The sequence below is a fragment of the Dictyoglomus turgidum DSM 6724 genome (genome assembly GCF_000021645.1).
GTDB classification, from domain to species: domain Bacteria; phylum Dictyoglomota; class Dictyoglomia; order Dictyoglomales; family Dictyoglomaceae; genus Dictyoglomus; species Dictyoglomus turgidum.
This window is the reverse complement of record NC_011661.1, coordinates 183,909-198,470: the sequence shown is the minus strand read 5'-3', so window position 1 is coordinate 198,470 and position 14,562 is coordinate 183,909. Positions and strand designations below refer to the sequence as shown.

The window sequence follows — 14,562 nt, the reverse complement described above, 5'->3', positions numbered from 1 at the left end:
TTTTTAAACAAGGGCTTTTTGAATATCTTTCAAGGAGAAGATAACTTCGCCAATTTCTCTTACTCTTATTTTTATCTTAGGATCTTCTTCTTCTATGGTTATGGTAAATCTAATCCTTTCTCCCTGATTCCATGAAAAGGGTGTTTCTTTATTTACCTCAATTTTTCCTCCTTCTATATTTATCTCTTCAATGTGAAGGGGCATAATATAATTTACAGCCTCAAAGGAGAAAGTTTTATTGTCTCTTTTTATAGAATTTCTGTCTATCATTTGAATAAAATAAGATAAATAGGGATTTGAAAAGAACATGTTTTTCTCCTCCTTTATGCCTTCATGGATTTTATCAGGAAAGTCAGAAATTATTGCAAACACATTTATACTTTTGAAAAACTTTGCTTTTTCCACATCATTTACAGTCCAGGGTATAAGGCGATGGTAATATCCTTCATATATTTCATGGACATAATTAAAATTTGGCTTTAAGAAATCAGATTTTGCTAAATAATTTTCAAGCTCCGATTTGGTGGGCTGGTGAACGTAAAGAAAAGCAATTTTTATCTTTGAATCCTCCTTTTTCAAACGATAAAGTCCATCATGCCAAAAGGATGAAATAATGTATTCTTTTAGATCAAATTTTTTTACTACCTCATATACTTCTCTAAAATCTTCTGGATTCTTTACTTCTATGTCCACAAATTTTTTCATATTTTTTACTAAGGCAAGAGCTTCCTCCAATTTAGCAATCTTTTCTCCTTGAATTTTTATATCCTTTATCTCATCAAATTTGGATTCTCTTATATTTTTGTCTATGCCAGTAAGTCTTAACAAGCTTTCATCGTGGGATAATGTTAAAACGCCATCTTTTGTTTTTTGGACATCAAGTTCAATTCCATCAGAAGTTTTTAATGCTTCTTCAAAACTTTTGAGGGTGTTTTCTGGGAAATAAGCACATCCCCTATGTCCAAGAATAAGCATGTTTATTCCTCCTCTTTTTTAGGTTCTCCTCCTTGAACCTGAAGAAGCATTAAAAGAGATAAAGTAAAGAATACTCCTCCTAAGGGAAATATTACAAAACGGGTTTTTAATAAATCCGCAAGAAATCCAGCAAAAGGAGGTGCTACAATACTGGCAAGCTGGGAGGAAAAGTAATAGAAGCCTGTATGGGTTCCTTGACTTTTAAGGTTTCCAAGATCAAGCACCATAGGAAGAGAATTAATATTGATTAAAGCCCAAGAAATTCCGCCTAATATAAAAATAATTCTTGTGATGAAAAGACTTTCAAAAATAATTAATCCTATAAAGGCAAGAATCATTCCTAAGAGTCCTATCATTATGGTTCTTTTTCTTCCTATTTTTTTAGCAATGAATCCTGAGGGAATAGAAAAGATCATGAAAGTTAAAGCAAGAATTCCAAGATTAATTTTTGAAATACTTTCTCCAAGGGTAGGATCTATTCCCTTCTCTAAAGCCATGTATACAGAATAAAAGGTCTCTACTGCATTAAATCCTATAAACCAAAAGAATATAGCAAGAAGCAAGAATATTAGGTTCTTGTCTTTAATATTTATAAGTTTTTTAAAAGAAAGCTCAGTTTCTTCTTCCATTTTTGTCATTATAATAGAGTCCTTAGTTTCCTTTATAGCTAAAAATATTACTAACACAGAAATTAATTGAATAATTCCTGCAATGGCAAATCCTAAGGGTCTGTTTACTACTGATATTCTTCCCACAAAGAAATAGGCAAGAAGAGATCCCAATCCTCCCATGAAATTTATAATGCCATTAGCGGGAGATCGGTGTTCTGGAGCGACAAGATCGGGCATAAGAGATATTACAGGTCCTCTTCCTACTGCTTGGGCAATATTCATGAGAAGGATTATCAAAACAAGAAGGATAAGAGAGGGGGTATTTATGCCAAAGAAAATGGGAATCCAAGGTATCAGAGAAAATAAAATGGCACCTATAGGAAGTGAAGTTATAATATAGGGCATTCTTTTTCCTATTTTGGTTAAGGTACGGTCTGAAAGGACACCAATTAAGGGAATAAGAAAGATGGCAAGGATATTATCTAAATTCATTACCCATCCTACAGCAAAGCTTGATATTTTATAAGTTTTTTGGAGTATTATAGGAATATCGGTATTATATATGGACCACAGGAGAGATATAGATAGAAAGCCAAAGCCTAATAAGAAGATTTTAAAAAAATTAAAGCCTCTATTCATTTATACCTCCCCATCTCTTTTAGGATATATTTTAACATAAACATAAGTTAGGTTATAATACATCTATTAAGGGAGATTTAAATAATGAGTGGGGAGTTTCATTATAACATAGAGTTATATCCTGAAGATTCCAAAAAGCTTCTTCTTTTGGAATTGGAGGTTCCCGAAGGAATTAAAGAAATAATTATTAAAGCTACTCTTGAACCTGAATACTTGTCCCATGAGGAATCTAAAAGATTGATTAAAGAAGCTATAAAAACTTATATTTCTCAAGGATTTGACCCTTTAGATATAAAACAGGTGCCTAATGATATCTTGGAGAAGATAATAAGAGGATTTTCTCCACTGAAAAATGTGGTGAATATAAGGGTATTGGATGCTGAAGGAAATTTTAGGGGAACAGGGGATCAAAGGTTTACCAAAGGGATTCCTATAAAGATTGGGGTTTGTGATAGTACTGTTGGTTGTGTATCAGGTGAGATAAAAGCTGGAATTTGGAAGCTGATTCTTGAAATAAAGCAAATTTTAAAAAAATGTATCTTGAACATAGTGGTTTATCTTCATCGGGAAGAGATCACTAAGGTGAAGGATATTATACTTTCCTATAATCCTGTTGTGAGAGAGCCTTATGATAAAAGTGGGTGGGTAAAGGGAGATGTTCATCTTCATTCCTATCATAGTGATGGAGAGCTCTCTATAGAAGAGCTTATAAAGTTTAGTATAAAAAGGGGACTTGATTTCATATTTCTTACTGATCATAATAAAATTTCAGGTTTTCATACTATTGAGTGGGAATTTTATCCTATTTATGGAGGTATTGAATTTACTACCTTTTGGGGGCATTTTCTGGGCTTAGGGATTAAGGAATATATTCCCTGGGATCTGGCAAATCCTGAGGTAGGAATAAGAAAGTTAAGTGAAAGGGTGCGATCTCAGGGAGGAGTTTTTTGTGTAGCCCATCCATATACTATCTCCGCCCCTGTATGTCCTGGATGTAGGTGTGAACTTTATCTTGATTATAATTTTGTAGATGCTATGGAGGTGTGGACAGGATCTTTTGAAATGAGAAGATTTGAGATTACCGAAGCTTTGAAAAAATGGAGAGAGCTTTTGAAAAATGGATACAGAATAACTGCTCTGGGAGGCTCTGATATGCATAAGATTGAGGATATAAAGGAGGATGTACCCCTAGTTTATGCGTATGTAGAAGATTTAAGTGAAGAAAGTATTTTAAAGGCTATCAGAGAAGGTAGGGTTTATATTACCACAGGTCCCCAAGTAGAGTTTTATATAAATGGCCATTCTATAGGAGAAAATGTAGATTTTAAAGAGGATTTAATTCTTAAATACTCTTGTGAGAAGGAAAGTGAACTTAAGATCATATACAATGGGGATGAGTACATAAAAATACCAGGCACTAAAAAAGGGGCTTTTCATCTAAAGCTTAAAGACCCTGGCTATGTTTATTTAGAGTTTTGGGAAGGAAAAAAACTCATTGCTTTTACTAATCCCATCTATTTAGCATAGGAGGGGCGCCATTGCCCCTCCTAATTTTATACTCCTGAAAAGGCGTTAAATCCACCATCAATAGGTATTACCGCTCCAGTCACAAAGGAGCTTGCTGGAGATGCAAGCCATATGATAGTTCCTATAAGCTCTTCTGGCTCTCCAAATCTTCCCATGGGGGTATGTTCGATTACCGCTTTACCCCTTGGTGTGAGAGATCCGTCTTCATTTAAAAGGAGATACCTGTTTTGGTTAGTTATAAGGAATCCAGGGGCAATGGCATTTACCCTTACCTTAGGGGAGAACTCTTTTGCTACGTATACTGCAAGCCATTGAGTAAAGTTAGCTACCGCAGCCTTTGCTGCGGAATATCCTACTACTCTTGTTAAAGGTCTAAAGGAGGACATAGAAGCAAAGTTTATAATTACTCCTCCATCGGGATTTTCCACCATCATCTTTCCGATTATCTGGCTTGGAATAATGGCTCCCGCAAAAAGATTTATGTTTACTACTTTTTGAATAGATTCTACAGGAAGATCCCAGAAAGTTACTTTATCTGATGTCACTGCTTCAGGGATATTTCCTCCTGCTGCATTGAGGAGGATATCAATCTTTCCAAACATATTCTTAACTTTTTCTGCTACTTCTTTTACGTTTTCCTTTTCTAAGGCATTCATTACAAAACCTTCTGCAGTTATTCCCATACTCTTTAATTTCTCTACTTGAGCCATTAAAGCCTTTTCATTTATATCTGTTAGAACTATTTTTGCTCCTGCCTTTCCCAATCCCTCTGATATGGCAGAAGCTAATATTCCTCCTCCGCCAGTAAAAAAGGCTACTTTGTCTTTTACTGAAAAAAGTTCCTCAATATAACTCATTATTAACACCTCCTATTCTAGTTTTTCCCATTCAGTATGAAAGATTCCTTCTTTATCTATCCTTTCATAAGTATGGGCTCCAAAGAAATCTCTTTGAGCTTGAATTAGGTTGGCGGGAAGATTTTCAGTAGCAAGGGCAAAATAGTAGTCAAGGGCAGAATTTAAGCAGAGAAGAGAAATTCCGGATCTTTTGCCTATATCTGAAATTTTCTTTACAGATTCTATTTTGTCTTTTAGGAAATTTACTGTTTTTTCTGAGGCAAGAAGATTAGCATTCTGAGGATTTTCTTTTATAATTTCCCTTAAGAAGTTTAGAATTTTAGCCCTTATAATGCATCCACCTTTCCAGATTCTTAATACTTCCGAAAGATCTATATTGTAATTAAGGACTTTTGAGGCTTCGTCTATAAGCCAAAGTCCTTGAGAGAAAGATATAAATACACCAAAAAGTAATGCCTTTTCAAGATCTTTAAGGATTTCCTCTCGATTTAAGGATATACTTTCTTTTGATACTGGAAGTGTTTTAGAAAGTTCTACTCTTAAATCTTTGAAATGGGATATAATTCTTGCTTCTACTGCCATATTTAAAGTGGGGGTTGGAATTCCAAGATCAAGGGCAGTTTGAGCAGTCCATTTTCCTGTACCTTTTTGCTCTGCCTTGTCTAATATAAGTTCTACAAGGGGTTTCCCTGTTTCTTCATCTTTTACCCTCATTATCTTATAGGATATTTCCATTAGAAAGGAATTAAGCTCTCCATTATTCCAGCTTTCGAACACTTTACCTATTTCTTCTGAGGGCATATTTAGTACTTTCCTCATAATATCATAGATTTCTGCAATAAGCTCCATTATGGCATACTCAATTCCGTTATGCACCATTTTTACAAAATGTCCTGCGGAATCATCTCCCACATAAGTACAACAGGGACCATCTTCGGTTTTGGCTGCAATCTTAAGAAGCATTTCTTCTACAAGTTTATAAGCCTCTTTTGTACCACCAGGCATTAAAGACGGTCCATGAAGGGCTCCATATTCTCCTCCAGAAACTCCCATTCCAAGATAAAGAATTCCCTTGTCTTTCAATTCTCTGATTCTTCTTGAAGTATCTCTAAAGTAAGAATTACCTCCATCAATAATTAAATCTCCAGGCTCTAAATAGGGTAAAAGCTCTTGGATCATCTCATCTACAGGCTGTCCTGCCTTGACCATGAGGATTATCTTTCTGGGTTTTTCAAGGCTTTCTACGAAGGACTTTAAATCATAATAGGGATCAATTTTTTCTTCTTTTACCCTTTTTTCTATAAACTCTTTAGTTCTTTCAGGAGTTCTATTATAGACTGAAACTGAGAATCCATTCCTTGCAATATTTAACGCTAAATTTTGTCCCATCACAGCCAAACCTATTAAGCCTATATAATTTTTCATATCTATAACCTCCTTTTATAGTTGGTTATGCATGGAAAAAGCTTCTTTTAAATTATGGGTTAGTTGGACAAAAAATTCAAATTTTTTATTGTAGTATTCTTTTTTTTCTTTATTTGGGCTATATACTTTTTCGATTTTTACAAGTTTTTCTGTAGCTTCTTTGTAGGATGAAAATTCTCCCAACATAGTAAATCCAAGAACTGCAGATCCAAGGAGAGCAGGCTCTTCTACTCTTGTTACTGCCACTTCTAATCCCATAATATCTGCAAGAATCTGCATCCATGTGTCAGATTTTGTTCCTCCGCCTCCTGCTCTAACTTCTTTTACTTCAATTCCTAATTCTCTTAGAGTTTCGTAAAGCATTCTTATAATATATGAAACTCCTTCCATTCCTGCTCTTACTATATGGGCTTTAGTATGGTGAGGTCTTAAACCAAATAAAACTCCCGAAGCAATGCTTCCTATGTCAGGATTTCTTTCTCCTGTAAGATAGGGAAGAAAGAATAAATTATCCGACTCTATGTCTTTTGCTATTTTGCTTTGCTCTTCATAGCTTAAATTAAATAAATTATCTCTATACCATTTAAGTATAATTCCTGCATTATTTATACCACCACCTGGAAACCACTTCCCATCAAAAAAGTATGGCACTTGAATTCTCATTTTTTGAGGGTCATCAAATACTACCTTAGGATAAGGTACTCTAAACATGGCAGTAGTACCTATATTAATTACTCCTATACCATCTCCTCCTAAGGCTCCAATTCCACTCCCTACTGCTCCACCATCATAAAGTCCTACCCCTAAAAGTACTTCCCCCTTTAATCCTAAAAGGTTAAGGGTACTTTTTGGTAGCTTCCCTAAAATTTTGTCTGCGGAAACTACCTGGGGAAGATTCTCATATGATATACCAAGAAAATCAAGGACATAAGGATCCCAATTTAAGGTGTGTATGTTTAAGAGTTGTGTTGAAGAATCAATACTTGGTTCAGTATATAATTCTCCCATTAATTTATATATAAGGAAGGATTTAGATCCAAGATAAAATTTGGCTGAGTCAAATATTTCCTTATGTTTTTTCTTTAGCCAATAAATTCTTACAAAGGGATAATAAAGAAGGGGAGGACAGCCTGTTCTTTTATAAACCTCTTTAAAATCTACTTCTTTTAGAAGCTCATTAAATATCTCTTTAGTGCGAGTATCAAGAAGGGTTATAATGCCTGTTAAAGGCTTCATATTTTTATCTAATGGTAAAACTCCAAACATGTAAGATGAGGTTATCAGAATACCAATTTTATCTTCATATCCTTTTGTGGTCTCTCTGATAGTCTCTACAAATATGTTAAAAATTACTTCAGGCGCATGTTCTGCTTTTCCCGTATTGTCTTTTTCAAGGGGTAATTCTTTTTGGATAAGGGATAATATTTTACCCTTTTTATTGATTATTCCACTTTTTATATTAGTAGTTCCAAGATCAACTGCTAATACTAGCTTTTCTTTGTCCATGGTAATCTCTCCAATACTTCTTTATTGATTATCTCATCAGGAATCTCTTTATTTACTACCTTTTCTATATCAGAGACCACCTTATCTCCCATTCCCTTTAGGCACTCATAGGTATAGGCTGCAATATGGGGTGTTACTACTACATTTTCCATATGAAGAAGAGGGTTTTGGGGATCAGGTGGTTCATCCTTCATCACATCGAGCCCTACCCCTGCAACCTTACCTGATTTTATGGCTCTTATTAAAGCCTCCTCATCCATAAGTTCTCCTCTTGCTGTATTTATGATGATTACATTATCTTTCATCATGGAGAACTCTCTCTCTGAAATCATATGTCTGCTCTTTTCGTTCAGAGAGGCATTAAGGGATATAATATCAGAAATTTTTAACAGTTCTTCAAAGGATACAGGTTCTGCACCTTTTTCTCTCAATACTTCTGCTGGTATATTAGGGTCGTAGGCTATTACTTTTGCATTAAATCCATTTTTTAAGATCTCTCCTACCCTACTTCCAATATTGCCATAGCCTATTATTCCTACTACTTTGTCCTTCACTTCCCAACCTATAAACTGAGCTCTTTCTTCCCATTTTCCCTCTCTTGCCTTTAAAGAAGCCTCTCTTATTTTTCTGATTACTGTCATAAGAAGGGCTACTGCTGTTTCGGCTACCGCTTCTCTTTCTACTACACCTGGAACTTTTGTTACTATGGTTCCTTTTTCTGTTGCCGAGTTAATATCAATATTGTTATATCCAATGCCATGTCTTGTAATTAATAGGGTTTCATCTTTGTATTCAAAGAATTCCTCATCATAAAAAGGTGTAACACTGGCAACAATAATATTAAATCCCATAAGTTTCTCTGCTAATTCTCTTCCGTGCAGATCTCCAGGAAGAGAAAATCTTTCTACTTCTCCAATTTTTTTAAGTTTTTCCATATGTTCTGGAAAATATTTTCCAAAACTGCTAGAATTTACAACAGCAATGCGATACATAATTATTCCTCCTCGAATAAGTTCTTTAGATGTTTTTTAATATTTTCAGATACATATTGGTAATGTTCCTTCTCCTTCTGGTTTAATAGGTCATAAATCTCCTTTCTTTTTTCATCCAAAAGAACCCCATAAGATATATGAAACAGTTGTCTTACATTATCTTTGTGTAGAAATTCCATATAATCCTCTTTTATTTCTTTTGGAAATTCCTCTTTTGTAATGTTTACTTTATATGCCTTTTTACTCTCTTCTAAGTTTTCCAAAGCAATTTGATATAGCTCTACAAAAAGGTCAGGAAAGAATTTAGCTATTACTTTTACTGCTTCAAGCCAACTGGTACCCGATGTTTTTATATGGAAATTACCTTCGGTAATTTTATAGAAAATCTTGTAGATACTGAATTTATCGCTTCCTGAATGTAGGCTTAACCTGTAACCTTCTAAAGCTTTTGTTAAGGCATAATGTTTTTTGAGAGCTCTTTCAAATTCTTTAATATCACCTATATAATCTATTCCTTTTTGAAATTCTCCTGGAAACTTAGGAGCTAAACTCTTAAAGTCAATTCCTTTATCATGCAAAAACTGAGCTACGAAGAAATGATCTTCAGGAGTAGTATCTCTTTCTCCCTCATCAATAGATACTTCTATGTCGAATTCAGAAAGTTTACTTTTTAATATTTCGTATACCATCTCTACAAAGGAAAGGGCTTTCTCATAAACAATGGCAGATTTGCAAAGCTCATTATAGGATAATTCAAAATATTCCTCGTCAGAGATTTTAACCCTTTTCCCTGCATATTTATCAATAATTTTTTTAGAAAAAGAGGAAACTTTCTCATATTTTTCTTTGAGTGCTTTCTCAGAGAGATCTTTTATCTTTTCAATAAAATCACTTATATCAAGGGTATACATGGTATATCCTGCATCTATAGCTTCCATGAGATATTTTTCATCTTTAATATGATCTGCGTCAGCTCCATATTTGCCTGTATATCCTGTTTCCAAAACTCCCATAGCACTTTTTAGTAGTACATCTTTGAAATCTCTTTTAGTTTTTATGAGTTCTCTTGGAGATTGCTGAGCAAGAATTGGGAAGAGATCATATTCTTTAAGGGCAGAAAGCTGGGCTGATGTTATTAATCCTAATCTGTCTCCTGTTCCAAAGGATATCTTTTTATCGCATACTTTTGGCGAAATAGGAATTATCTCTTTTAATTTTTGGTAGTTTTCAAAATTTAGAGGATAAAGATTTACTAAAAAGTTTGTTCCTTCTATCTTTTTATCTTCAGAAAAATATGGACTTGAGAAGTAAAGGATCTGGTTTTGCTTAACTATTCCTATTTTTTTGAGATCTTTTATTTTAGCTACAAAAATATATAAATCATCATTAATTTTTCTTAAGGATTCTGAATATATGAAGATTGATAGAGGTTTTAAGGATTCGTTTAACAATTTTAACATATTTTTGTACCCTCCAATTTTTCATTCTTAATAAAAATTAAACTTTAAGACAAGAAGATTTTAACATATTTTTACATGCTACGCAATAATTCTATTTGATTAAAAAATAGATTATTTCTCCTAAAAGTCCTGAAAGAATTAGGGTTTTTGTAAGGCTTAGTTTATACTTATAACCCAGAATGAAAGCCCCAATAAATATAATAGTGCTCCAAAGGTCTGAGATAGAACTTTTCAAAATGCCATATGTTCCTGCAAGGATTAAAGAAAAAGTTACAGGAGAGAGGAGGTTTAGATACTTCTGATATTTTTCTTGATTTGTATTATGTACAAAATAGGAGGCAAAAAATACTAAGATAAAGGGAGCAAGGACAGAACTCAAGGTTGCCAATAAACTTCCTAATATCCCTCCCATCTTATACCCTAGAAAGGTTGCTGCGTTAATAGCGATAGGGCCTGGCGTGACTTGAGATATGGCAACTATATCAATAAATTGAAGATCATTAACCCATTTCTCTTGAATCACAACTAAATGTCTTATGAGAGCAATAATAGCATATCCACCGCCGAAACCAAAAAGCCCTATTTTGAAAAATACCCTAATTAATGCCCCATATATACCCATAAAATCACTACTCCTAAGGATATTAAGATTATATAAATAGGGTTAATTTTAAAGAATATTAAAAGAATGGATAACACCGTAAAAGAAAGGATATTTAATTTAGACCATTTTCTTTTCTTAATAAGTTCTAAAACTGCAACCACCATAGCGGATGCTATAGCAGGTCTTATCCCATAAAAAAATCCTTGAACTATTTTTAATTTTTCAAAACTTAGGAAAAATATGGCAATAACAAGAATTGAAACAAAAGAGGGAAGGACTACCGCAAGCCCACACATTATAGCTCCTTTTATTTTCTTCAGTTTATACCCTACAGCTACCGCAAGATTAAAAGCGATAGGACCTGGAAAAAGTTGAGCAAGGGTTAAAGTTTGTAAAAAAGTATCTTCATTCATCCAGCTTCTTTTTTTTACAATTTCTTCTAAAAAGAGGGGAACCATTACGTAGCCCCCGCCAAGAGTAAGCCACCCAATCTTTAAAAACACTAAAAATAAATCCCATAGACTCATAGAGTTTATTATAGCAATATTGCTTTTGAGTTAAAAGATGAATTTAGGAATATTCTTATTATTCTTGTGGTAAAATAAAAATACAATTATTAAAAAAATGTTAAAATAGAAGAGGTGATAGAAATAATGAAATTTCCTAAGGGGAAGCCCATATATGAAGATACCCCTTCAGGACTAATTAATTTAAAGGAGCTTGTGGCATGGATAAGAATGGAAAAGTTTGATGGGGTTTTAGAGGGAAAGATTTCAGATATTAGAACTCAGATACTAATTACCGAAGGAGAGCCCCGAAAAGCTTTTACTTATAAAGATAGTGAACTTCTTCTTCAAGATGATGAAGCTATTGATTCTTTTGTTACAGATGCTATGATGAGGGTCTCTTGCATATCTTTATATAATCTTGAAGAGAGGATTATAAAAAGTATTCTTTTAAAACTTTTCTCTAATCCGGTACTAAATGGAGATCTTAAAATCTTTGACCCTTCAGGTATTATTGATAAATGTTTGGAAAAATCAAATATTTCTCATCTTAATCTGATTTTAGATGTAAATAACTTTCATTTTTTATTTTATAACGGAAAATATTTGGGATATTATAATGAAAAAGATGGAGAATTTATTGAAGATGAGGAGAAAATTGGACTCATCCAAAATTTGAATTCTAAAATGGGATATCTATATTTTTATAATATGCCTATAAAGGACTTTGAGAAATTAAAATTTCCATCCTTGAAATTTGGAGAAATAGAAAAGAACGTAGATTTTTTAATAGAAACACTTATAGAATTTTTGAATCAATTAATAACAACTTATGTAAATATAGGAATTTATCCTGATAGGGTAAGGAAAATTGTAGAAAAAATTTTTTCCAGTCAAAATGGCTTAATGAAGGACTCTTTTATTCTTGTAGAAGATCAATTCATGATAAGACAGAATGTTATAAGTAGTTGGTATGAGGCGGTAAATCTTTTCTCTGACTTTATAAAGAACTTAAACGGTGAACTTGTCAAACTTTGGGGAAAGAAACTTTTGAATGAAAAATATACGGAGGTTTATAAGAACTATTATGAAAAGATAAAAAACCATCCTGAACTTTCCAATCTTTTTTCCTATTTGAGTCCAGAAAATATTAACTCTTAGGAGGGGAATATGGAGAAAGGGCTTAGGGTGGTGGAGGTAAGCCTCTTTTTAAGTCTCTTTGTGGTGATTCTTCTTTCTTTTTTACCTTTGCTCAATGTATCTATTTCTAATCAAATTTACGATTTTGTATACCTTTTAGCAGAAATAATAGGCCTTTTGTTTGCTTTAATCTATGCATTAAAGATAGATAAAAATCAAAAGCTGTGGTTGGGATGGTTTTTCATTCTCCTTGGTTTGGGGGCGTATTTCCTAAAGGATCTTTTAAATTTTTTAGATCAACAAAATCTTTCGGGTATTTTGGGAATACTGTCTTTTATATTAATCTTTGTAGGAATTCTTATATTTATAATATTTATTAGTAATTCTTTAAGATTAAGATTGACTTTTAATGAAAATTTCCTACTTGTTATAAATGCTATTTTACTCTTCATATTGATTTTGCAGGTAGGACTTCTTCCTACCCTTTTAAGTAAAGATCCCCTGTGGGATAAAGTAATAAGTGTAATTTATCTTCTTGGAAATTATTTTATTCTTGTAGTATTCATGATTTTATTTCTTACCGTTACAACTAACTTTTGGGGTGGTGAAATAGCGAGAAATTATTATCTTCTTGCTCTTGGAATAGCCCTTTTATCTGTTGCAAGTATTATATTTTCATATGTATTAGGAAGTTATGAGTTACTAAAACTTGATAAAATAATATACCTTGGCGCTTATCTTGTAATTGTCTATGCCATAGTGAAAGAGGGATTAATGCATGCGGTTTAATGTTTGGGATTATGGAGTAAATTTTGGATCTCCTAATAAAAAATGATGAAATATTATCTTTTGAGAAAGTAAAATAACCTCCTCAAATAGTGCTATAATATTTGTTATAAAAAATTTCACATAATGGAGGTAGACATATGGAGAAAAGAACTGATGTACTAATCATAGGCGGTGGACCCGCAGGGATTGTTTGTGCTTCAACTGCTAAAAACTACTATCCTGATAAAAAAATTACTGTTCTTAGAAGTGTTCAAAATAGCGTGGTTCCTTGTGGTATTCCTTATATGTTTTACAGTCTTAAGAAGCCTGAGGATAATAAAATGGGTTATGCAGGACTTGAGAGTGCAGGAATAGAAGTATTGGTGGATGAGGCAGTAAGTATAAATAGAAAGGAAAAATATGTGGAGACAAAAAGTGGAACTAAGTATTATTATGAAAAATTAGTCCTTGCTACAGGATCTCTACCTATTATCCCTAAAATTACAGGAATAGAAAAAAAGAATATCTTCTCCATTTATAAGAATCTTGATTATTTAAAGGATGTAGTTGAAAAGGTAAAAGAATCTAAAAATGTACTTATTCTTGGAGGAGGATTTATTGGAGTAGAGATAGCAGATGAGATCTCTAAATTAGAAGGAATAAACGTTTATCTTGTAGAGATGCTTCCTCACCTCCTTGCTCAGTCTTTTGATAAAGAATTTTCTGTACTTGTAGAAGAAAAATTAAGATCCAAAGGGGTTAATGTTCTTACCAATGCTAAAGTGATTGAATTTATTGGAGATGAAAAAGTTAGAAGGGTGAAACTTGAGGATGGAAGAGAAATAGATGTGGATGTAGTTCTTTTGGGAATAGGAGCAAGACCAAATTCTGAATTAGCAAAAAATACAGGGCTTGAAGTTATAAGTACAGGGGCTATATGGGTTGATGAATATATGAGAACATCTGATCCTGATATTTTTGCCATTGGAGATTGTGCCTTAAAGAGAGATTTTTATACCAGAAGAAATACGGCTGTAATGCTTGCTTCTACTGCCACTGCTGAAGCAAGGATAGCTGGAGCTAATCTATATAAGATTAAATTGATAAGAGAAAATAAAGGTACTATTGCTGTTTATTCTACTTATGTAGATGGGCTTGTTCTTGCTTCAGCTGGACTTACAGAGAGTAATGCTGTGAGGGAAGGTTTCGAAATAGTAACAGGAACTTTTGAAGGAATTGATAAACATCCTGGAACTCTTCCTGGAGTAAATAAAACAAAAGTAAAACTTATTTTCTCAAAACATTCTGGAGTTTTACTTGGGGGGCAAATTGCAGGTGGAATGTCTTTTGCAGAGCTTATTAATTTGATTGGGGTTGCTATTCAACAGAGAATGACCGCTTCAGAACTTGAAACTCTTCAGATGGCAACTCATCCCTATTTGACCTGTGCACCTACAGTTTATCATGTAGTAATGGCAGCTCAAGAGGCAATAAGTAAAATTTAAAGATAAGATTTTTACTTATTTCTCATAGGGGGAGAGAGTTTTTAAAC

Annotated in this window: 13 protein-coding genes; 4 read left to right on the top strand and 9 right to left on the bottom strand. The window is 33.3% G+C overall.

Annotation, left to right across the window (positions count from 1 at the left end):
• Positions 1-3: 3 nt before the first annotated feature.
• The gene (locus tag DTUR_RS00995; RefSeq protein WP_012582615.1) at positions 4-975 is read right to left on the bottom strand and encodes a glycerophosphodiester phosphodiesterase; all 972 of its coding nucleotides are present in this window, start codon (positions 973-975) and stop codon (positions 4-6) included.
• A gap of 2 nt (positions 976-977) precedes the next feature.
• Entirely contained in the window at positions 978-2,225 is a 1,248-nt protein-coding gene (locus DTUR_RS00990) for an SLC45 family MFS transporter (protein WP_012582614.1), read from the bottom strand.
• A gap of 84 nt (positions 2,226-2,309) precedes the next feature.
• On the opposite strand from DTUR_RS00990, the gene DTUR_RS00985 reads away from it, so the two are divergent.
• Positions 2,310-3,752, top strand: a complete 1,443-nt coding sequence (locus DTUR_RS00985) for a CehA/McbA family metallohydrolase (protein WP_012582613.1) — start codon at positions 2,310-2,312, stop codon at positions 3,750-3,752.
• A gap of 26 nt (positions 3,753-3,778) precedes the next feature.
• Here DTUR_RS00985 and DTUR_RS00980 read toward each other — a convergent pair whose 3' ends face one another.
• The 7 genes from DTUR_RS00980 to DTUR_RS00950 form a co-directional block, all read right to left on the bottom strand.
• Complete coding sequence (locus DTUR_RS00980; protein WP_012582612.1) at positions 3,779-4,609, bottom strand: SDR family oxidoreductase; 831 nt, start codon at positions 4,607-4,609, stop codon at positions 3,779-3,781.
• 12 nt (positions 4,610-4,621) lie between these two features.
• Positions 4,622-6,034 (bottom strand): NADP-dependent phosphogluconate dehydrogenase, encoded by a 1,413-nt coding sequence (gene gndA / locus DTUR_RS00975; protein WP_012582611.1) that lies wholly within the window; start codon positions 6,032-6,034, stop codon positions 4,622-4,624.
• Between the two features lie 15 nt (positions 6,035-6,049).
• A complete protein-coding gene (locus tag DTUR_RS00970) occupies positions 6,050-7,540 on the bottom strand; it encodes a gluconokinase (RefSeq protein ID WP_012582610.1) in 1,491 nt (496 codons plus the stop codon).
• The gene (locus DTUR_RS00965) at positions 7,522-8,532 is read right to left on the bottom strand and encodes a D-isomer specific 2-hydroxyacid dehydrogenase family protein (protein ID WP_012582609.1); all 1,011 of its coding nucleotides are present in this window, start codon (positions 8,530-8,532) and stop codon (positions 7,522-7,524) included. Before DTUR_RS00965 ends, DTUR_RS00970 begins: the two co-directional genes overlap by 19 nt.
• Before the next feature lie 2 nt (positions 8,533-8,534).
• Positions 8,535-9,992 carry a tagaturonate epimerase family protein gene (locus DTUR_RS00960; protein ID WP_012582608.1) on the bottom strand — a complete coding sequence of 486 codons (1,458 nt, stop codon included), beginning with the start codon at positions 9,990-9,992 and terminating at the stop codon, positions 8,535-8,537.
• Positions 9,993-10,083: 91 nt separating this feature from the next.
• Positions 10,084-10,614 (bottom strand): chromate transporter, encoded by a 531-nt coding sequence (locus tag DTUR_RS00955; RefSeq protein WP_012582607.1) that lies wholly within the window; start codon positions 10,612-10,614, stop codon positions 10,084-10,086.
• Entirely contained in the window at positions 10,593-11,123 is a 531-nt protein-coding gene (locus DTUR_RS00950; RefSeq protein ID WP_012582606.1) for a chromate transporter, read from the bottom strand. Before DTUR_RS00950 ends, DTUR_RS00955 begins: the two co-directional genes overlap by 22 nt.
• Before the next feature lie 126 nt (positions 11,124-11,249).
• On the opposite strand from DTUR_RS00950, the gene DTUR_RS00945 reads away from it, so the two are divergent.
• From DTUR_RS00945 to DTUR_RS00935, 3 genes are all read left to right on the top strand, one after another.
• Positions 11,250-12,263 (top strand): hypothetical protein, encoded by a 1,014-nt coding sequence (locus DTUR_RS00945; RefSeq protein WP_012582605.1) that lies wholly within the window; start codon positions 11,250-11,252, stop codon positions 12,261-12,263.
• A gap of 9 nt (positions 12,264-12,272) precedes the next feature.
• Positions 12,273-13,031, top strand: coding sequence for a hypothetical protein (locus tag DTUR_RS00940; protein WP_012582604.1), 759 nt, complete (start codon positions 12,273-12,275; stop codon positions 13,029-13,031).
• Positions 13,032-13,168: 137 nt separating this feature from the next.
• Positions 13,169-14,515 (top strand): FAD-dependent oxidoreductase, encoded by a 1,347-nt coding sequence (locus DTUR_RS00935; protein ID WP_012582603.1) that lies wholly within the window; start codon positions 13,169-13,171, stop codon positions 14,513-14,515.
• Positions 14,516-14,562 lie beyond the last annotated feature (47 nt).